Source organism: Streptomyces sp. CAU 1734, assembly GCF_039888735.1.
In the GTDB taxonomy this organism is placed as follows: Bacteria; Actinomycetota; Actinomycetes; order Streptomycetales; family Streptomycetaceae; genus Streptomyces.
In genome coordinates, this window is record NZ_JBDQQP010000002.1 from 332,949 (window position 1) to 352,047 (window position 19,099).

Consider the following 19,099-nt stretch of genomic DNA (forward strand, 5'->3'; position numbering starts at 1 on the left):
GCCGGTCACACCCCGACTTCGGAGTGTGGCTCAGCCTTTTCGCCCTTGGCGATCCGCCGGTTGCGCTGGATCGAGGACCAGAACGACCAGGCGATCAGGAGCACACCGACGGATCCCGTGATGACCTCGGGGATCTCGTACTGGATGCTGATGAGGAGGATGGCGGCGAGCGCGCCGATCGCGTAGTGCGCGCCGTGCTCCAGATAGACGTAGTCGTCCAGGGTGCCCTCGCGGACCAGATAGACGGTCAGCGACCGGACGTACATCGCGCCGATACCGAGGCCGAGCGCCATCAGGACGATGTCGTTGGTGACCGCGAAGGCGCCGATGACACCGTCGAAGGAGAACGAGGCGTCGAGGACTTCGAGGTAGAGGAACATGAAGAACGCGGCCTTGCCGCCGACGGCGAGTGCCGTGACCTTCTTGCCGCTCTTCCTGGCCGTCTCCTCGGCCTCGTGTTCGCGCTCCTCCTCCTCTTCGAGCTTGTTCTCGAAGTATCCGGAGAGTCCGCCGACGATCAGATAGGTGATCAGACCGGCGATGCCGGAGAGCAGCACCGTCTCCGTCTTGTCCGCGTGTCCGCCGCCGTGCTGGTGCGCGCTCTGGGCGAAGGTCAGCGCGGTGCCGAGCAGCGCGATCAGGGCGATGCAGACCGACAGCATGTCGACCTTGCCGAGCTTGGCGAGCGGACGCTCGATCCAGCCGAGCCACTTGATGTCACGGTCCTCGAAGATGAAGTCGAGGAAGATCATGAGCAGGAACATGCCACCGAAGGCGGCGATCGACGGATGTGCGTCGGTCACCAGCTCCTCGTACTTGTCCTTGTCGTTGAGGGCGAGTTCAACGGCCTCGATCGGACCGACCGAGGCGCTGACCGCGACGATGAGGACGGGGAAGACGAGCCGCATACCGAACACGGCGATGAGAATGCCGATGGTGAGGAAGATCTTCTGCCAGAAGGCATTCATCTTCTTCAGGATCCCGGCATTGACCACCGCGTTGTCGAACGACAGCGAGATCTCCAGGATGGACAGGATCGCGACGATCCAGAAGCCGGTCCATCCCCCGTAGAACACCGCTGCGACGAGGCCGAGCGCGGTTACCGCGAACGACCAGCCGAAGGTTTTCAGAACCACTGGTACCCAATCGTGTGATGAGGGTCCCCCCGTAAGGCTCTGGGGGAGAGGGTCTCCCGCGCACCCAGGGCAGGTTTCCCCGCTCTCTGCACACGGCTTTAGGAAACATTGACCCCGAAGTCTAGAGCGATGCCCCGCAGACCCGACGCATACCCCTGGCCCACCGCACGGAACTTCCACTCGCTGTTGTACCGGTAGAGCTCACCGAAGATCATCGCGGTCTCGGTGGAGGCGTCCTCGCTCAGGTCGTAACGCGCCAGTTCCTGGCCGTCGGCCTGGTTGACGACCCGAATGAAAGCGTTGCTGACCTGGCCAAATGTCTGGCCGCGATTTTCGGCCTCATGGATGGAGACCGGGAAGACTATCTTCTCGACATGGAGCGGCACCTGGGAGAGGTCCACCAGCAGGGACTCGTCGTCGCCGTCGCCCTCACCGGTCAGATTGTCACCGGTGTGCTCCACGGAGCCCTCGGGGCTCTTGAGGTTGTTGTAGAAGATGAAGTACTCGTCGCCCAGCACCCGGCCGGCGCTGCAGAGCAGCGCGCTGGCGTCCAGGTCGAATTCGGCTCCGGTGGTGGAGCGCGCGTCCCAGCCGAGCCCGATGAGCACCTTCGTGAGGTTCGGTGCGGCCTTGGAGAGGGAGACATTGCCTCCCTTGGCGAGCGTGACGCCCATGATCTGTTCCTCCCCAGTTGCGGACATCCGGCGGTCGCCGGTGTCCGGCGGGTCCGGCACCGCTCCCGGGGGTGCGGCGCCGGACCCGGTACGAAGCCGCCGGGCTGGGGCGCCCCGCTCGGGCGCCCCGGCCCGGACGCCGAGGCCCGGCTCAGACGTTGACGCCGAAGTCCTGCGCGATGCCGCGCAGCCCCGAGGCGTAACCCTGGCCGATGGCGCGGAACTTCCACTCCGCGCCATTGCGGTACAGCTCGCCGAAGACCATCGCGGTCTCGGTCGAGGCGTCCTCGCTCAGGTCGTAACGCGCCAGTTCATTGTTGTCGGCCTGGTTGATCACGCGGATGAAGGCATTGCGCACCTGGCCGAAGGACTGCTGGCGGCTCTCCGCCTCGTAGATCGAGACCGGGAAGACGATCTTGTCGACCTCGGCGGGCACAGCCGCGAGATTGACCTTGATCTGCTCGTCGTCGCCCTCGCCCTCACCGGTGAGGTTGTCACCGGTGTGCTCCACGGAGCCGTCGGGGCTCTTGAGGTTGTTGAAGAAGACGAAGTTTCCGTCGTTGGTGACCTTGCCCTCGGCGTTGGTCAGCAGAGCGCTGGCGTCCAGGTCGAAATCCGTACCGGTGGTGGTACGGACATCCCAGCCCAGACCGACGATCACCGCGGTCAAGCCGGGCGCGGCCTTGGTCAGCGAGACGTTGCCGCCCTTGCTGAGGCTGACTCCCACGAGTCCCTCCATAGGTATCCAGGGGCAGCGCCCCCGTCGTGCTTTCCTGTTCGGATCAACGACTTGATCCTACTGAGCGGTTCCCGCGCAAGACAGGCTTTGGCACCGGCGGCCGTCAGAGCGATTCCAGCGCCTTCACATAGTCGTTGAGGTCCCGGGCGTCGGGGAGGCCGTTGACGACGGTCCAGCGGACCACGCCCTCCTTGTCGATGATGAAGGTGCCGCGCACCGCGCAGCCCTTCTCCTCGTCGAAGACGCCGTACTGCCGCGAGACGTCGCCGTGCGGCCAGAAGTCGGAGAGCAGCGGATATTCCAGGCCCTCCTGCTCCCCGAAGACGCGCAGGGTGGGGACGGAGTCATTGGAGACGGCGAGCAGCTGGGTGTCGTCGTTGACGAACTTCGGCAGCTCGTCGCGGAGGGCGCACAGCTCGCCGGTGCAGACACCGGTGAAGGCGAAGGGATAGAAGAGGAGCACCACATTCTTCTCGCCGCGGAATTCGGCGAGGCTCACCGTGCGGCCGTGGTTGTCCTTCAGCTCGAATTCCGGTGCCTTGGTGCCGGCCTCGATCGCCATGTCGTGTGATCCCTTCACTGGGCCCGTTCGGGTGATGTTCCGTCCACCCTAATCACGCCCGCCGGCACCCGGCCGCTTCCGGCGTGCTCAGCCGCCTCGTACCCCTGAACAGCCGCCGCACACGCGCAGGGCCCCTCCGGCGGCTGCCGGAGGGGCCCTGTGCTCACGGATCGCGTCGGGTCAGCGCTTGCCCGCCTTGGGGGGCAGCAGGCGGCTGCCGCTCCAGTCCTTGGCGATGCTGATGCTCTTGGTCTGCGAGAGACCCGCCGTCTGCGCGGCCTCACTGATGTCGCTGGGCTCGACGTACCCGTCCCGGCCCGTCTTGGGAGTCAGGAGCCAGACGACTCCGCCGTCCTCAAGGAGGCCGATGGCGTCCACCAGGGCGTCCGTCAGGTCACCGTCCTCATCCCGGAACCAGAGGAGAACGGCGTCGGCGACGTCGTCATACTCCTCATCCACCAGGTCCTGTCCGGTCACGGACTCGATGCCTTCGCGGAGATCTTGGTCGACGTCCTCGTCGAATCCGATCTCCTGGACCACCTGTCCGGGCTCGAACCCCAGCCTCGCTGCCGGGTTGGTCCGCTCCTCCGCGTGGTCCGCGGTCGCGCTCACGGCTTGCCTCCTGATCATGTTCGGTAGATGCTGCGGCCTCGCGCGTACGCGTGGCGTTGGCCGTAGTCCACACGGACGGGGCGGATCGCGCAAGTACCCGGCCGTTCAGACCGCCGAAACGGTGACGTTTGCGCCCGTCTCGACGCAACTCCCGACACGCTCGACGCAACTCCGGACACCTTCGACCACAGCCCGTGCGGACTGCCACACCATTCGGCCGCGTTTGCCACTGTACGTCCACTCAGCGCCGTCAATGGAACCGAACACCCAAACGGAACGCTTTACCGGCTTGAGCGCAAGGTTGCGATTTGACCGTACACGTCACCCTCGCACGGTCGGGACACGGTCTCGGCCCGCTCGGCACGGGCTCGGATCACACGCGCGGGATCGCGGGTTACCCCCGGGTAGAGATGACGTTTCCCTTCTCGGGGTACACGATGGAGACGGTGTGGCACCGCCCGGACATCCGTCTTCACTCCGCCCCGCCCCGGTGCTCCGCCCTCTCCGCGAGAACTCCCCGAACAGCGAAGGAATAGCGTGGCTTCCGGATCAGATCGCAACCCGATCATCATTGGCGGCCTTCCCAGCCAGGTCCCGGATTTCGATCCCGAAGAGACCCAGGAGTGGCTGGATTCACTCGACGCCGCCGTCGACGAGCGGGGCCGGGAACGGGCCCGATATCTGATGCTCAGGCTCATCGAGCGGGCCCGCGAGAAGCGGGTGGCCGTGCCCGAGATGCGCAGCACGGACTACATCAACACCATCGCCACCAAGGACGAGCCCTTCTTCCCCGGCAATGAGGAAGTCGAGCGCAAGGTCCTCAACGCGACTCGCTGGAACGCCGCGGTGATGGTCTCCCGCGCACAGCGCCCGGGGATCGGCGTGGGCGGCCACATCGCCACCTTCGCCTCCTCCGCCTCCCTCTACGACGTGGGCTTCAACCACTTCTTCCGGGGCAAGGACGGCGGTGACGGCGGCGACCAGATCTTCTTCCAGGGCCATGCCTCGCCCGGCATCTACGCCCGCGCCTTCCTGCTCGACCGGCTGAGCGAGACCCAGCTCGACGCCTTCCGGCAGGAGAAGTCCAAGGCGCCCCATGGCCTCTCCAGCTATCCGCACCCCCGGCTGATGCCGGACTTCTGGGAATTCCCCACCGTGTCGATGGGCCTCGGCCCCCTCGGTGCCATTTATCAGGCCCGCATGAATCGTTATATGCAGGCGCGGGGTATTGCCGACACCTCCGATTCCCATGTGTGGGCATTTCTCGGCGACGGCGAGATGGACGAGCCCGAGTCGCTGGGACAGCTCTCCATCGCCGCCCGCGAGAACCTGGACAATCTGACCTTCGTCGTCAACTGCAACCTCCAGCGCCTGGACGGGCCGGTGCGCGGCAACGGCAAGATCATTCAGGAGCTGGAGTCGCAGTTCCGGGGCGCCGGCTGGAATGTGATCAAGCTGGTCTGGGACCGCTCCTGGGACCCGCTGCTGGCCCAGGACCGGGACGGTCTGCTGGTCAACAAGTTGAACACCACACCGGACGGGCAGTTCCAGACCTACGTCACCGAGACCGGCTCCTACATCCGGGAGCACTTCTTCGGCGGCGACCAGCGGCTGCGCGCCATGGTCGAGAACATGACCGACGAGCAGATCCTGCATCTGGGCCGCGGCGGCCACGACCACCGCAAGGTCTTCGCGGCGTTCGCGGCGGCCAAGGCGCACAAGGGCCAGCCGACGGTGGTCCTCGCCCAGACGGTGAAGGGCTGGACCCTCGGCCCGAACTTCGAGGGCCGCAACGCCACCCACCAGATGAAGAAGCTCACGGTCGACGACCTCAAGGGCTTCCGGGACCGGCTGCACATCCCGATCACCGACGACCGGCTGGAGAACGGCGCACCGCCGTACTACCACCCCGGCCGGGACTCCGAGGAGATCCAGTACATGCACGACCGCCGCAAGGCGCTGGGCGGCTATGTGCCGACCCGGGTCGTGCGGGCGAAGCCGCTGGTGCTGCCGGAGGAGAAGACGTACGCCGCCGTGCGGAAGGGCTCGGGCCAGCAGTCGATCGCCACCACCATGGCCTTCGTCCGGCTGCTGAAGGACCTGATGCGGGACAAGGAGATCGGCAAGCGGTTCGTGCTGATCGCGCCCGACGAGTACCGCACCTTCGGCATGGACTCCTTCTTCCCGAGCGCGAAGATCTACAACCCGCTGGGCCAGCAGTACGAGGCCGTCGACCGGGAGCTGCTCCTGGCGTACAAGGAGTCGCCGACCGGGCAGATGCTGCACGACGGCATCTCGGAGGCGGGATGCACCGCCTCGCTGATCGCCGCCGGCTCCGCGTACGCCACCCATGGCGAGCCGCTGATCCCGGTCTATGTCTTCTACTCCATGTTCGGCTTCCAGCGGACGGGTGACCAGTTCTGGCAGATGGCCGACCAGCTCGCGCGCGGCTTCGTGCTCGGCGCGACGGCCGGCCGCACCACGCTGACCGGTGAGGGCCTCCAGCACGCCGACGGCCACTCCCAGCTGCTGGCCTCGACCAATCCGGGGTGTGTCGCCTACGACCCGGCGTACGGCTTCGAGATCGCCCATATCGTCCGCGACGGCCTGCGCCGTATGTACGGTCCCGACGCCGAGGACGTCTTCTACTACCTGACCGTGTACAACGAGCCCATCCAGCACCCGGCCGAGCCCGAGGACGCGGATGTGGAGGGCATCCTCAAGGGGATCCACCGCTTCAGCAGGGGCGGGAAGGGCGAGATCCCGGCGCAGATCATGGCGTCCGGGGTGGCGGTGCCCTGGGCGATCGAGGCCCAGCGCATCCTCGCCGAGGAGTGGAACGTACGCGCCGACGTCTGGTCGGCGACCTCCTGGAACGAGCTGCGGCGCGAGGCCGTGGAGGTGGAGCAGTTCAATCTGCTGCACCCCGAGGAGGAACAGCGCGTTCCCTATGTCACCACCAAGCTCGGCGGCGCCCAGGGCCCGTTCGTGGCGGTCTCCGACTGGATGCGCTCGGTGCCGGACCAGATCTCCCGCTGGGTGCCGGGCCGGTACGCCTCGCTCGGCGCGGACGGCTTCGGCTTCGCCGACACCCGCGGCGCGGCCCGCCGGTACTTCCACATCGACGCCCAGTCGATCGTGCTGGCGGTCCTGACCGAGCTGGCCCGTGACGGCAAGGTGGACCGTTCCGCCCTGAAGCAGGCGGTCGACCGCTACCAGCTGCTCGATGTGAAGGCGGCGGACCCGGGCCCCGCGGGCGGCGACGCGTAGCCGCTCCGGGCCATGACAGCGAGGAGCCCCGCCGGGCGATCCCGGCGGGGCTCCTCGCGTCGTGGACGGGGCGGTACGGGTCAGATGTGGGCCGCGCCCGACGCGGCGTCGGCGTTCGCGCCGCGCTTGGTGAGGAAGGCCACGAAGATCGCGACGACCGCGACACCCGCCGCGACGAGACAGGCCATCCCCATGCCGGACATGAAGGTCTCGTGCGCCACATCGGTGATCTTCGCGACCAGCTCCTCCGGTGCCTTCGGCGGCACCGGGGGCAGCCCGATCTCCACGGCCCTGGACGCCTCGTCCAGCTGGGCGGGGCTGAGCGGGGCCAGGCCCGCGCCGGTCCAGTTGCCCGGGAGGTCGTTGTCGACCTTGGACGCCATGACCGCGCCGAGCACCGCCGTGCCGAGGCTGCCGCCGATCTGCATCGCGGCCTGCTGGAGACCGCCGGCGACGCCGGACAGCGCCATCGGCGCGTTGCCGACGATGACCTCGGTCGCCCCCACCATGACCGGCGCGAGGCCGAGACCGAGCAGGGCGAACCAGACCGACATGGTCAGGCTGCCGGTGTCGGTCTCCAGGGTGGACATGCCGAACATCGCGGCGGCCGTCAGCGCCATGCCGCCGGCCAGCGGGATCCGCGGGCCGACCTTGGTGATCACCGCACCGGCCAGCGGTGAGCCGACGATCATCATGCCGGTGAGCGGGAGCAGATGGAGTCCGCTCTCCACCGGGCTCATGCCGTGGACGTTCTGGAGGAAGAAGGTGACGAAGAAGAGACCGCCCATGAAGGCGATGGCCATCAGCACCATCAGCACCACACCGGCCGAGAGCGGCACGGAGCGGAAGAGCCCCAGCGGGATGAGCGGTTCCTTGACCTTGGTCTCCCAGTAGGCGAAGGCCGCGAAGGAGAGCACCGAGAGGGCGATGAAGCCCCAGGTCTTCCCGCCGCCCCAGCCCCAGGTGGGCTCCGGCGCCTTGATGATGGCCCAGACCAGGCAGAACATCGCCGCCGAGAGCAGCGCGATGCCGGGGATGTCGAAGGAGCGGGGCGCGTTCTCCGCGCGGTGGTCCTTGAGGATCACCAGACCGAGGCCGAGCGCGAGAATGCCGACCGGCACATTGATGAAGAAGACCGACTGCCAGCTGACGTGCTCGACCAGCAGACCGCCGACGATCGGGCCGCCCGCGGTGGAGGCGCCGATGACCATGCCCCAGATGCCGATCGCCATGTTCAGCTTCTCGGCGGGGAAGGTGGCGCGCAGCAGTCCGAGCGCGGCGGGCATCAGCAGCGCGCCGAAGAGGCCCTGGGCCACCCGGAAGACGACGACCATGGCGATGCTGGACGAGAAGCCGATGGCGGCGGACGCGGCCCCGAAGCCGACGATGCCGATGAGGAAGGTCTGCCGGTGGCCGAAGCGGTCGCCGAGCTTGCCGGCGGTGATCAGGCTGACCGCGAGGGCGAGGAAGTAGCCGTTGGTGATCCATTGGACGTCGGCGAAGGTGGCACCGAGGTCGTCGGCGATCGCGGGGTTGGCGATGGCGACGATCGTGCCGTCCAGAGCGACCATCATCACGCCGATGGCAACGGCGAAGAGGGTCAGCCAGGGGTGGCCGCGCAGGCCCTGTGCACGGCTCGGGCCGGAGCCCCCGGAATCCTTCGACACCGATTCGACGGTGGTCTGACTAGTCATTCCGGCAGGCTAATGTCAGCCTCTGACAGTTGACAAATAGAATCACTAGTCTGCGACTGACATATCGCCCGCCGGTAGGCTGAACACAGGGAAACGGCCGGAGGGCCGGCCGGGCGACACCGGCGCCGACCCCCGGAAGCGAGGACCATGTGACGGTCGAGCAGACGACCGGACCGAGCGGGCTGCGCGAACGGAAGAAGCAGCTCACACGGCATGCGCTGGTGCGTGCGGCACTGGAGCTCTTCACCACCCGGGGGTACGAGCGGACGACCGTCGACGAGATCGCGGAGGCCGTGGAGGTCTCCCAGCGCACCTTCTTCCGCTACTTCGCGGGCAAGGAGGACGCCGCGCTCGCGGTCCAGCAGGTCGTCGCCGCGCACTTCACGGCCACCCTGCGGGAGCGGCCCCCGGCGGAGTCTCCCTTCGAGGCGATGCGCAACGCGCTGCTGATCAGCTGGGAGACCATCGGCGACACGATCGAGGAGATCGTCCCGATCGAACTGCACATGCGCAGCTATCTGATGATCGAGTCCACCCCCGCCCTGCTCGCGGTCCATCTGCGCCGCGCGCTGGAGCTGGAGGACGAGGTCACGGAGATCATCGCCGGGCGGGAGGGCCTGGACGCGGGCACCGATCCGCGCCCCCGGGTGGCGGTCGCGGCCTTCGGCGGGGTCACCCGGGTGGCAGGGCGGCAGTGGGGGCTGGGCGGGGACTGGAGCGTACCGGCGCTGCGGCGGCAACTGGCGGACCATCTGGACCAGCTCGGCCCGGCGCTCACCCGGGAGTGGCGCGGAGGCGCGGGGGACGCCGGACGGTGACACGGGACGGCGTCCCGCACCGCACGCACCGCACGCACCGCACGCACCAGTGGCAGGGAATCCGGCCCGCGGACAGCCCCGCACCCGGCCCGGAAGAATCCGGCGAACGCCCCCGAACCGGGCCGGTTTCACCCGAATGACTGGACTTCCCGGGTGTCGCTACCCCGTTCTTCACCCCTGAACACGTGATCTGGCTCACGGTCTTCCCGAGTGCCACCGGCGTTCTCCTAGGGTGTCCCGCAGTGACTGCCTCCGTCTCGTCCCCCGCCACCGCCTTCCGGCGGACCCTGCTCGCCCTGGCGATCGTCCTCCTCATGCTGGCGACCACCGGCTGGACCACGGTGCGCCGGCCCGACGGCCCGCGCGACCCGGTCGCCGCCGAACTGGCCGGCTGGCGGGAGGCCCGGCTCGACGGCCGCCCGCTGCCCGGGACGGGCGCCCCGCCGCCCCGGCTGGCCGCCTTCTTCGCCTCCCTCAGCGCCACCTCGCGGGCCCGGCTCACCGATCGCTTCCCGCTCGTCGTCGGCAATCTCAACGGCGCCCCGGCCGCGCTGCGTTACCGGGCCAACCGGATCTCCCTGGCGCGTGCGCTCACCCGCGAGCGGACCCGCGCGGCCACCGCCCGGCTCAGCGCCACCGGCCGCGACCACGCACTCCGCCGGATCGAGCGGTTCGCGGAACTGATGCGCCCCGAGCGCCGGATCCTCGCCTTCGACCCCTCCGGCCGGGGGCGGGTGGCCGAGGTGTTCGGCGATCTCGACCGGGCCGAGCGGGTCTCGGTCGTGGTCCCCGGTGTCGACACCCATCTGCTCACCTTCCAGCGCTCCGAACGCCCCTGGACGGCCGCCGCCGGCATGGCGCGGTCGCTGTACGACGCCGAGCGGGCGGCCTCCCCCGGCACCCGTACCGCGGTCATCGCCTGGGCCGACTACACCACCCCCGCCGGTGTCGGTGTGGACTCGGCGACCGGACGGCTCGCCGAGGGCGGCGCGGTACGGCTGGCGGCGCTGACCGAGGCACTGCCGGGACGGTCCGGTGTCGCGCTGTTCTGCCACAGCTACGGCTCGGTGGTGTGCGGGATCGCGGCCCGCCGGCTGCCCGCCCGGGTGACCGACATCGCGGTCGCCGGCAGCCCGGGCATGCGCGCGGAGAACGTCGCCGGCCTGCGGTCCCGCGCCCGGGTCTGGGCGATGCGCGACCGGGACGACTGGATCGAGGACGTACCGCATCTGGCGGTCGGCGGCTTCGGGCACGGCGAGGACCCGATGGCACGGGAGTTCGGGGCACGGGTCATCTCCGCAGCGGGCGCTATCGGCCACAGCGGCTATTTTGAGCCAGGTACGGAGAGTGTGGTCAACTTCGCCGCGATAGGTGTCGGCGCCTATGACGGAGTCAGCTGCGCCGGCGAGGATGACGGTTGCCGCCGGGGTATTCACGGCGAAGCGGCGGCCTGACGCGCGTAGAGCTTCACAAACAGCGGTCCGCACAGAGGGGCGACGCGCGGGCCCGGGCCGCCTACGATGATGTGTATGGGTGATGTACTGGCCGGAATTCAAGCCACATGGGAGTTCGAGTCCGACTCCGTGCTCATCCGCTTTGAACGGGGACACCGCACGCCGAAACTGCTTCAGGCGCTCCGCGAGCGCCGCATCCCCCACGAGGCACTGGCGTCGGTGACACTCTCCCCGGGCAAGCGGGGGACCTCGGTGCTGCGCATGGCACCCAGATCCGGCGCGGATCCGCTGATGGAGGCGGCGGCCGGGCAGCTGAAGCAGGAGTGCGACCCCTACCGGCTGGTGCTCCCGGCCCAGCGGGAGACCCTCGCCGAGTACTACGCCGACGAACTGCGCGCCCTGCTGCCCCCGGACGCCGGCCGGCCCGCCGACCACTACACCGTCGCCGCGCCCAGCGCGCCGCTGAACTTCAAGGCGTACGACGGCAGGGCGTCGTTCGACGGCAAGCGGGTGGATTTCCGCTGGTCCTGGACGGGCGCCTCGTCCGCGAAGTGGAAGGCGGGCGACCAGAGCTTCGCGGTGGGCGAGCTGAGCGGCGTCGAATGGCGTTCGCCGGAGGCCATGGACGGATATCTGCGGCTGCTGCGCCGGTCCGGGCAGGACGGGCCGCCGCAGGCCGACAAGGACCCGGCGGCGGTGCTCTTCGGGCTCCGCAGCGGTCCGGTGCACGAATCGCTGCCGTTCGCGGCGGCGGTACTGGAGTCGGTCCGGAAGTCGGGCGCGGCCCCGGTGCCCGCGCTGCACACCGGCCGCCGCGACCCCGCGGACATAGCGGAGCGGATCCGGCACCTCGGCGAGCTGCACCTGGCCGGGCTGGTGACGGACGACGAGTTCAGCTCGAAGAAGGCGGAGTTGCTGGCCGAGCTCTGAGTTCCGGGCTCTCGGCTCCCGTTGGGCGGGGACGGCCGCACCGCCCCCGCCCCGGCCCGTCCGGCGGACGGCCCCGGACCCTGGCGGCCATCCGTACCCCTATGTAAAACTCTTACCCATGGCCTCTGTGCGAATGACCGTCGCCGTGGCGAAGGTGTTGCGGGTCTTTCTCGAAGACCCCTCGCAGCCCCGCTACGGCTACGAACTCATGCGAGTGACCGGCTTCCCCAGCGGGAAGCTCTACCCGATCGCCGCCCGGCTCCAGGCGGCCGGCTGGCTGATCAAAGAGGAAGAGGACGTCGACCCGTCCGCGGCCGGCCGCCCCCCTCGGCGCATGTACCGGCTCAGTCCCGGCGGGATCGCGGCCGCCCGGCTCGAACTGGCGGCGCTCAGCGAGCAGCTGCGCCCGCCGCCCGCCCGGGGCATCCGGGGCGTCCCGCTGCCGGGCGGGGAGGCGCTGTGAACACAGCCGCCGCCATGGCCGGCGCCGTTGTCGCCCTGCTGGGGACGGCCGCCGGCCTCGTCGTGTCCGATCTGCTCAGCCAGGAGATCCGGGCCCGTCTCCTCCATCTGCCCTTCCTGATCCTCCGGCTGGCCGCCCGTCAGTTGCCGGCGGAGCTGCGCACCGAGATCCACGAGGAGACCTGGTTACCGGAGGTCCACCACATCCTGGGCGACGAGGCGACCGGACCGCTCACCCGGCTGACGGAGGCCACCCGCCTCGCGCTGTCCCTGTGGCTGAGAGGCGGGGGCAGGCAGATGGCCGAGGCGCTCACCGCGGTCACCCCTCCCTCCCTGGCGGGCTTCGAGGACATCCGCGCGCTCTCCCCGGCCCGGCGCAGAGCGTTCGGAGAGCTGACCGCACGGCTCCACGACATGCTCCGGCACCCGGCCGGCGCACTCGACCGCGATGTCGCGGCCCGGCTCCTCACCGCCACCGCGGACGCCTGTGAGGCGTACATCGACGACCGGGACGAGACAACGGCCCGGAGCCTCGCCGAGGCCGCCCGGCCACTGGCCGGGAGTCTCCACCCCGACCACCCCGCCGGTCTCGGCATACGCCGGGCCCACGCCCACGCACTGCTCCAGCTCGGCGACTCCCGGCGGGCCGAGGCGCTGCTGCGCGAACTCGCCGCGGACGAGGCACGGATCCTCGGCCCCGGCACCCCCGGGACATTCCCGACGCGCCGGCTGCTGGGCTGGGCGCTGCTGCGCGAGGGCAGGCCCCGGGAGGCCGAGGCCGAATTCCGCTCCCTCGCGGCGCGGGTGCCGCCGAGCGCCGCGCCGCTGCGGCTGCACATCCACTGCATGCTCTCCTGGACACTCTTCCGCCAGGGCCGGCGGCCCGAGGCCGAGAACGGCTACCACTCGGTCATCGCCTCCCGGCTGCGCAGGCTGGGCCCCCGCCACCCCGACACCCTCGACGCCCGGCACTCCATGGGGAAGATGCTCGTGCTGTCCGGGGAGGGAGAACGGGCCCGCGAAGTGCTCCGCCCGCTGCTGGCCGACCGCCGGCGGGTTCTGGGAGCCCGCCACCCGGACACCCTGGAGACCCGCAAATACCTCGCCGTCGCCCGTGCGCTGATGCCGTCCCGCACCGGCGGCATCGCCCGCCGCAGGGCCCTGCGCACCCTCCGCCGCATCGCGCGGGCGCAGACGGGAAGCCAAGGCCCCGGCCATCCCCGCACCCGCGACACCCGCCGGTGGCTCGGCACACTCGGCGGAGAGCCGGCCGCACGGGATACCGGAGTACGACCCGCACCCGGTCCCGGGGTATGACGCCGCCGCGGGCGCGGCTGCCTACGCTGGCCGTGCGATGTCTCAGTCACCCCGGCCACTCCTGTGGCAATCCGGCCGCGAGCAGCTGCGGCTCCTCGCGGACTCCCTCCGCACGCCCTCCCACCCGCCCACCCCCCTCCTCGGCGACGCCCGGGAGCGGTGGATGCGGCTGTTCCCGTACGCCCTGCTGTTCGTGGCGGTCGCCGCGCTGCTGCCGGTCACCACGGCCGTCCTGATCAACCTCTACGAGCTGGGCGGCGCCGCCTCCGGGGCGCTGGCCGTGGCGCAGACCGTGCCGCTGCTGCTCGCCGTCACCCGGCCGCTCCAGGCGTGGTGGATCATCTTCCCCGCGGATGTGATCGGGGCGCTGGCGCTCATCGGCGCCAACGGCACCGCCACGGGTCTGCCCTGGCCGTGGACCCCGATGATCATCGTCGGCTATCTGCTGCTGATGGGCTGCCTCGGCCTGCGCGAGACCCGCCGCACCCTGCTGGCGGTCTGGATCGTCACCACACTCGCCGGGCTCGGCATCGCCGAGCTCCGCAAGGACCTCAACGACGGAGGCACCTGGATCCTGCTCCCGGTCCTCAGCGCGGTGGTGCTGGTCGTCACCGGCGCGCTGCGGGAGCGCGGCGACGCCCAGCGGAAGCTGACCGTCCAGGAGAACATCAGCGTCGCCGAACGCGCCCGGCGCACCCTGCTGGAGGAACGCACCCGGATCGCCCGCGAGCTCCATGACGTCGTCGCCCACCACATGTCCGTGATCACCGTGCAGGCCGATTCCGCCCCGTACCGGATCGAGGGGCTGCCGGACGCCGCGCGCGAGGAGTTCACCGCGATCGCGGCGGCGGCCCGGGAGTCGCTGACCGAGATGCGGCGGCTGCTGACCGTACTGCGCAGCGACGGCACGGAGGGGGAACTGACCCCGCAGCCCGGCCTCTCCCGGTTGCAGCAGCTCGTGGAGGCGACGGTACGGGCGGGGCTGCCGGCCGAGCTGTCGCTGAGCGCGGACGCGGTGAGCGGGGCCGTACCGCAGGCGGTGGACCTCTCCGCGTACCGGATCGTGCAGGAGGCACTGGCCAATGTGGTGCGGCACGCGCCGGGCGCGGTGACCCGGGTGTCGGTGACGGTGGACCGGGGCGAGGTGGTGGTGCTGGTGGTCAACGGCCCGGCCGACGCCCCTGATTCGCCGCTGGAGACCACCGGGACCGGTCACGGGCTGATCGGCATGCGCGAACGCGTACGGTTGACGGGTGGCACGCTGGACACCGGTCCGCTGCCGGACGGCGGTTTCCGGGTGGCCGCGCGTCTGCCCGTCGAGACGCCCGCGACCCGGGGGGACGGCGCGTGACCATCCGCGTGATCATCGTCGACGACCAGGCCATGGTGCGGGCGGGCTTCGCCGCGCTGCTCTCCGCGCAGGCGGACATCGATGTGGTGGGCGAGGCGCCGGACGGCCGCGCCGGGGTGGAGATCGCCCGGTCCACACACCCGGACGTGGTGCTGATGGATGTGCGGATGCCGGAGATGGACGGTCTCGCGGCGGCCCGGGAGATCCTCCGGCCGCCGATCGGCGTGATCCATGTGCCGAAGGTCCTGATGCTGACCACCTTCGACGTGGACGACTATGTCTACGAGGCGCTGCGCGCGGGCGCGTCGGGCTTTCTGCTGAAGGACGCCCCGCCGGCGGATCTGATCGGCGCGGTACGGGTGGTGGCGGCGGGCGAGGCCCTGCTGGCCCCCTCGGTGACCCGCCGGCTGATCGCCGACTTCGCGGCCCAGCGCCCCGCCCCGCGGAAGGACCCCTCGCTGCGGCTGAAGGGCCTGACGCCGAGGGAGACGGAAGTACTCGAACTGATCGCCCGGGGCCTGTCGAACCAGGAGATCGCGGCGGGGCTGGTGGTGGCCGAACAGACGGTGAAGACCCATATCGGCCGGGTCCTGGCCAAGCTGGACCTGCGCGACCGCGCGCAGGCGGTGATCTTCGCGTACGAGTCGGGCCTGGTGCGCCCCGGCTCGGCGTGACACCCCCTACCGGGGTAGCACCTCCTGCCACCCCGGTCCGGCATCCGATCCCGCTCCCCGGTGTGACGCCCCCGCACCCGCCCTCTTCCTACCTTCCTCCCGTCACAACGACGCAGGGGAAGGGGCGGGCAGATGCGCCGCTGCAAGAGGACTCTGGTGGCCGCCGCGCTCGCCGCCGGCATGATCACCGGTACCGCGGGATGGGCCTCCGGGAACGCGCAACAGCCGGTCACGGGAGCGCCGCCGGGAGCCGCCGAATGGCGGGCCGACCGCTCGCTCGGCCGGGCGCTGCCCGACCCCGAGCGGGCCCGCCCCGCCGACATCGCCGCCTTCTTCCGGACCATCGGCGCCGGAGAGCGCGACCGGCTGGCCCGGCGCCACCCCCTGATCGTCGGCAACCTGGACGGCGCGCCCGCCGCCCTGCGCTACCGGGCCAACGCCCTCGCGGTCCGCGGCACCCCCTTCGCCCGGCTCGCCGAGCCCGGCCGCCGGATCCTCGCCTTCGACCCCCGCGGACGCGGACAGGTCGCCCAGGTGTACGGGGACCTGGAGCGGGCCCGCCGGGTGGCGGTCATCGTGCCCGGCGCCGACATCGACGCCGGCACCTTCGACCGGCGGAACAACCGCCGCGGCACCCTGGCCGGAATGGCCGAGTCCCTGCGGGCCGCCACCGGGGACCGCACCGCGGTCATCGCCTGGGCCGGCTACACCACCCCGGTCGGGATCGGCCCGGACGCGGCCGGCGGCACGCTCGCCGAGGCCGGCGCCGTACGCCTGGCACGCTTCACCCGGGGGCTGACGGCCACCGGCAAGGCCGCCCCGGCACTCTTCTGCCACAGCTATGGCTCCGTGGTCTGCGGCCTCGCGGCGAAGAAGGCGGACGCCTCCGAGATCGTCGCCCTGGGCTCCCCCGGAATGCGCGCCGACTCCGCCGCGGACCTGGGCACCAGCGCCCGGGTTTGGGCGGCCAGACACCCCTCCGACTGGATCTCCAAGGTCCCCAACGTCGAACTCCTCGGACTCGGCCACGGCAATGACCCGGCCGACCCGGCGTTCGGGGCCCGGCGCGTACCGACCGGCGGGGCGGGCGGCCACACCGGCTACTTCGCCCCCGGCTCCGAGTCGCTCCGCGTCTTCGCCGCCATCGCCGCGGGAGACGCCAAGTGACCGCCACGACATCGCCGGGCGGACGCCTCGCCTCCCTCGCCGCGAAGATCGACGCCCGCACCCCCGCGCACCGGGAGCGCGCCATCGACGGGCTGCGCGCCATCGCCCTGCTCGCCGTCCCGCTCGGGCACTGGCTCCTCGGCGGCTTCACCCTCGGCGACGACGGCGCGCTCCGCAACGCCAGCCCGCTCTCCTCCTTCGGCTTCCTCGCCCCCATGAGCTGGGTGCTCCAGATGCTGGGCATCTTCTTCCTCGTCGGCGGCTACGCCTCGGCCCTCTCCCTCAGCCGGCACACCGGCTCCACCGCGCACTGGATCCGGCGGCGCCTGGCCCGGCTGGGCCGGCCGGTGATCGGCGTCACCGCCGTCTGGGCCGCGCTGATCGCGGCGCTCTCCGCGGCCGGGGTTCCCGAGACCACCCTGCGCACCGGATCGACCCTGGTCATCCAGCCGCTCTGGTTCGTCGGTGTCTACGCGGTGATCACCGCGCTGACCCCCCTCTGCGTACGCGCCGCGCGCGCCCTGGGCCCCTGGTCCGCCGCGCCGCTCCTCGGCTCGGTCGCCGTGGTGGACTTCCTGCGGTACGGGCCCTGGGCCGACTCCGCACCGTCCTGGCTGAGCCTGCTCAACCTGCTGCCCGGCTGGCTCTTCGCCTACCAGCTCGGCACCGCGTGGGCCGGGGGCCGCCTCACCCGCCGCCATGCCCGGATCCTGCTCATCGGCGGCACCGCGCTCTTCGCCGCGCTGCTGCTCCTCTTCCACTACCCCGCGTCGATGGTCGGCGTCCCGGGCGAGGCCCGCACCAACTCCCACCCGCCGTCGCTCCTGGTCCTCGCCCTCGCCGCGGCCCAGAGCGGCGCGGCGATCCTCCTCCGCGACCGGATCACCCGCCTGCTGGCGCGCCCCGCGCTCTGGGCCCCGGTGGTGATCATCAACCTCTCCGCGATGACCATCCTGTGCTGGCACCAGACGGCGATGCTGGCCGCCGCCGTCCCCGCTTCCTTCACCACCCCCCTCGCGGGCCTGACCACCGCGCCCGACAGCCTCGGCTGGATCCTCGCCAGGATCGCCTGGCTGCCGGTCTTCGCCCTGCTGCTGACCCTGATCGGCCGGTACGCCCGCGTCCTCGAGTCCCCCTGGCCATCGGACACGACGGCCGCGCGGGCGCGGCGGGCGGGGGCGGGGGTGCTGGCGGCGTGCTTCACCGCCTTCGCACTGGGCCTGTCGTGACCCCACCCCGGTGGCCCGGGTGCCTCCGGCGGGGCGGAGTGTGGTGCGCCTCTGCCCGTGGTGCGGGTGCCTTTCCGGGGCTCCGCCCCGAACCCGGCGCGGCTGCCTCCGGCGGGGCTGAATTTTGCTCGCCCTCGTTCGCGGGTGCGGGCCGGTGCGTGGGCGGTGTCGCATCGTCGCCTGTGTTGTTCGGGGTCCCGGGGTGTGGGGCTCTTCTTGTGCGCCTCGTGCCCTGTGTTGTTCGGGGTCCCGTGGTGCGGGTGCTTTCCCGGGGCTCCGCCCCGGACCCGGCGCCTCAAACTCCCCCAGAGCTTCGCCTGGGAGGTACCCCCAGCGAGGCTTGATTTTGCTTGCTCTCGTTCGCTGGTGCGGGCGGGTGTGGGGGCGGTGTCGCGTCCGCCTTGTGTGGCCCTCCGGGCTCGACTCCTCAGAGCCGGCGGAAACCGGCCCGCTTGCACTGATCACCCCGGTCTTACCGCCGGCTCTTCCGGGGACGACCCTGCACACCCCCTCCACGAGCATCGCCCGATAAGCGGCCCCCGATCGCAAGCCGCCTGTTTCCGGTACGGCAGCGCCCGCCCAGAAGCACCCGCCCACTCTGACGCCCATCACCCACCCACCCCTTGGGTGACCTTCCGGAGCGGGGTTCCCCGCCTTGTGAAACCGACGCGGAACGCACGGACGGCGAAAGCACTGTGATCACGCACTGGGGTCACTCGCGGAAAGGGGGACGCGCAGGAGCGGTACTGGGGCATCAAGCGTGATTTGTGGCGCAAACCCGGGCGAACAAAACAAGACCGGGTGACCGCGCCGTAAATCATGCAGCCCCAGTACCGAACCGGAGCGGCACCCAACCCGCACACACAAGCACCCAGCCCGAGCAAACGGGCAACCCGCACCAACAACAGCCCCGCCGGAGGCAGCCGCGCCAACCCCGGGGCCGAGCCCCGGACAAGCCACCCCGGGGTCCGGCTAAAAGGGGTGGTGTCCCGGACGGCCCGGATCCAGAC

16 protein-coding genes are annotated in these 19,099 nt (G+C 70.8%); 10 read left to right on the forward strand and 6 right to left on the reverse strand.

The features are described 5' to 3' along the window. Positions 1-5: 5 nt before the first annotated feature. The 5 genes from AAFN69_RS05205 to AAFN69_RS05225 form a co-directional block, all read right to left on the reverse strand. Positions 6-1,136 (reverse strand): DUF475 domain-containing protein, encoded by a 1,131-nt coding sequence (locus AAFN69_RS05205; protein WP_347727072.1) that lies wholly within the window; start codon positions 1,134-1,136, stop codon positions 6-8. A 98-nt stretch (positions 1,137-1,234) separates the two neighbouring features. Then, positions 1,235-1,810: a TerD family protein gene (locus AAFN69_RS05210; RefSeq protein WP_347727073.1), complete on the reverse strand. Its 576-nt coding sequence runs from the start codon at positions 1,808-1,810 to the stop codon at positions 1,235-1,237. A gap of 151 nt (positions 1,811-1,961) precedes the next feature. Further along, on the reverse strand, positions 1,962-2,537 hold the full coding sequence (locus tag AAFN69_RS05215; RefSeq protein ID WP_347727074.1) for a TerD family protein: 576 nt from the start codon (positions 2,535-2,537) through the stop codon (positions 1,962-1,964). 115 nt (positions 2,538-2,652) lie between these two features. Beyond that, positions 2,653-3,111 carry a peroxiredoxin gene (locus AAFN69_RS05220; protein WP_347727075.1) on the reverse strand — a complete coding sequence of 153 codons (459 nt, stop codon included), beginning with the start codon at positions 3,109-3,111 and terminating at the stop codon, positions 2,653-2,655. A 180-nt stretch (positions 3,112-3,291) separates the two neighbouring features. Then, positions 3,292-3,723, reverse strand: a complete 432-nt coding sequence (locus AAFN69_RS05225; RefSeq protein ID WP_347727076.1) for a DUF3052 domain-containing protein — start codon at positions 3,721-3,723, stop codon at positions 3,292-3,294. 537 nt (positions 3,724-4,260) lie between these two features. On the opposite strand from AAFN69_RS05225, the gene aceE reads away from it, so the two are divergent. Next, on the forward strand, positions 4,261-6,993 hold the full coding sequence (gene aceE / locus AAFN69_RS05230; protein WP_347727077.1) for a pyruvate dehydrogenase (acetyl-transferring), homodimeric type: 2,733 nt from the start codon (positions 4,261-4,263) through the stop codon (positions 6,991-6,993). An 80-nt stretch (positions 6,994-7,073) separates the two neighbouring features. Here the strand turns inward: aceE and AAFN69_RS05235 are convergent, their stop codons facing one another. Then, on the reverse strand, positions 7,074-8,687 hold the full coding sequence (locus tag AAFN69_RS05235) for an MFS transporter (RefSeq protein WP_347727078.1): 1,614 nt from the start codon (positions 8,685-8,687) through the stop codon (positions 7,074-7,076). Between the two features lie 149 nt (positions 8,688-8,836). Here AAFN69_RS05235 and AAFN69_RS05240 point away from each other — a divergent pair, with 149 nt between their 5' ends. The 9 genes from AAFN69_RS05240 (at position 8,837) to AAFN69_RS05280 (ending at position 18,089) form a co-directional block, all read left to right on the forward strand. Then, positions 8,837-9,505: a TetR family transcriptional regulator gene (locus AAFN69_RS05240; RefSeq protein WP_347727079.1), complete on the forward strand. Its 669-nt coding sequence runs from the start codon at positions 8,837-8,839 to the stop codon at positions 9,503-9,505. 242 nt (positions 9,506-9,747) lie between these two features. Then, positions 9,748-10,959 (forward strand): alpha/beta hydrolase, encoded by a 1,212-nt coding sequence (locus AAFN69_RS05245; RefSeq protein ID WP_347727080.1) that lies wholly within the window; start codon positions 9,748-9,750, stop codon positions 10,957-10,959. 75 nt (positions 10,960-11,034) lie between these two features. Beyond that, positions 11,035-11,889 (forward strand): DUF4429 domain-containing protein, encoded by an 855-nt coding sequence (locus AAFN69_RS05250; protein ID WP_347727081.1) that lies wholly within the window; start codon positions 11,035-11,037, stop codon positions 11,887-11,889. A 118-nt stretch (positions 11,890-12,007) separates the two neighbouring features. Then, the gene (locus tag AAFN69_RS05255) at positions 12,008-12,352 is read left to right on the forward strand and encodes a helix-turn-helix transcriptional regulator (RefSeq protein WP_347727082.1); all 345 of its coding nucleotides are present in this window, start codon (positions 12,008-12,010) and stop codon (positions 12,350-12,352) included. Further along, positions 12,349-13,668, forward strand: a complete 1,320-nt coding sequence (locus tag AAFN69_RS05260) for a tetratricopeptide repeat protein (protein ID WP_347727083.1) — start codon at positions 12,349-12,351, stop codon at positions 13,666-13,668. The genes AAFN69_RS05255 and AAFN69_RS05260 overlap by 4 nt, the downstream gene beginning before the upstream one ends. Positions 13,669-13,705: 37 nt before the next feature. Further along, positions 13,706-15,019, forward strand: a complete 1,314-nt coding sequence (locus tag AAFN69_RS05265; RefSeq protein WP_347727084.1) for a sensor histidine kinase — start codon at positions 13,706-13,708, stop codon at positions 15,017-15,019. Continuing rightward, on the forward strand, positions 15,016-15,693 hold the full coding sequence (locus AAFN69_RS05270; protein ID WP_347727085.1) for a response regulator transcription factor: 678 nt from the start codon (positions 15,016-15,018) through the stop codon (positions 15,691-15,693). The genes AAFN69_RS05265 and AAFN69_RS05270 overlap by 4 nt, the downstream gene beginning before the upstream one ends. A gap of 132 nt (positions 15,694-15,825) precedes the next feature. After that, the gene (locus AAFN69_RS05275) at positions 15,826-16,860 is read left to right on the forward strand and encodes an alpha/beta hydrolase (RefSeq protein WP_347727086.1); all 1,035 of its coding nucleotides are present in this window, start codon (positions 15,826-15,828) and stop codon (positions 16,858-16,860) included. Beyond that, entirely contained in the window at positions 16,857-18,089 is a 1,233-nt protein-coding gene (locus AAFN69_RS05280; RefSeq protein ID WP_347727087.1) for an acyltransferase, read from the forward strand. Before AAFN69_RS05275 ends, AAFN69_RS05280 begins: the two co-directional genes overlap by 4 nt. Positions 18,090-19,099: the final 1,010 nt, after the last annotated feature.

Bases quoted from the DNA above. Each gene is read 5' to 3' on its own strand.
- AAFN69_RS05210 (WP_347727073.1), bottom strand. From the start codon at position 1,810: ATGGGCGTCACGCTCGCCAAGGGAGGCAATGTCTCCCTCTCCAAGGCC.
- AAFN69_RS05220 (WP_347727075.1), bottom strand. From the start codon at position 3,111: ATGGCGATCGAGGCCGGCACCAAGGCACCGGAATTCGAGCTGAAGGAC.
- AAFN69_RS05235 (WP_347727078.1), bottom strand. From the start codon at position 8,687: ATGACTAGTCAGACCACCGTCGAATCGGTGTCGAAGGATTCCGGGGGC.
- AAFN69_RS05250 (WP_347727081.1), top strand. From the start codon at position 11,035: ATGGGTGATGTACTGGCCGGAATTCAAGCCACATGGGAGTTCGAGTCC.
- AAFN69_RS05255 (WP_347727082.1), top strand. From the start codon at position 12,008: ATGGCCTCTGTGCGAATGACCGTCGCCGTGGCGAAGGTGTTGCGGGTC.
- AAFN69_RS05265 (WP_347727084.1), top strand. From the start codon at position 13,706: ATGTCTCAGTCACCCCGGCCACTCCTGTGGCAATCCGGCCGCGAGCAG.
- AAFN69_RS05275 (WP_347727086.1), top strand. From the start codon at position 15,826: ATGCGCCGCTGCAAGAGGACTCTGGTGGCCGCCGCGCTCGCCGCCGGC.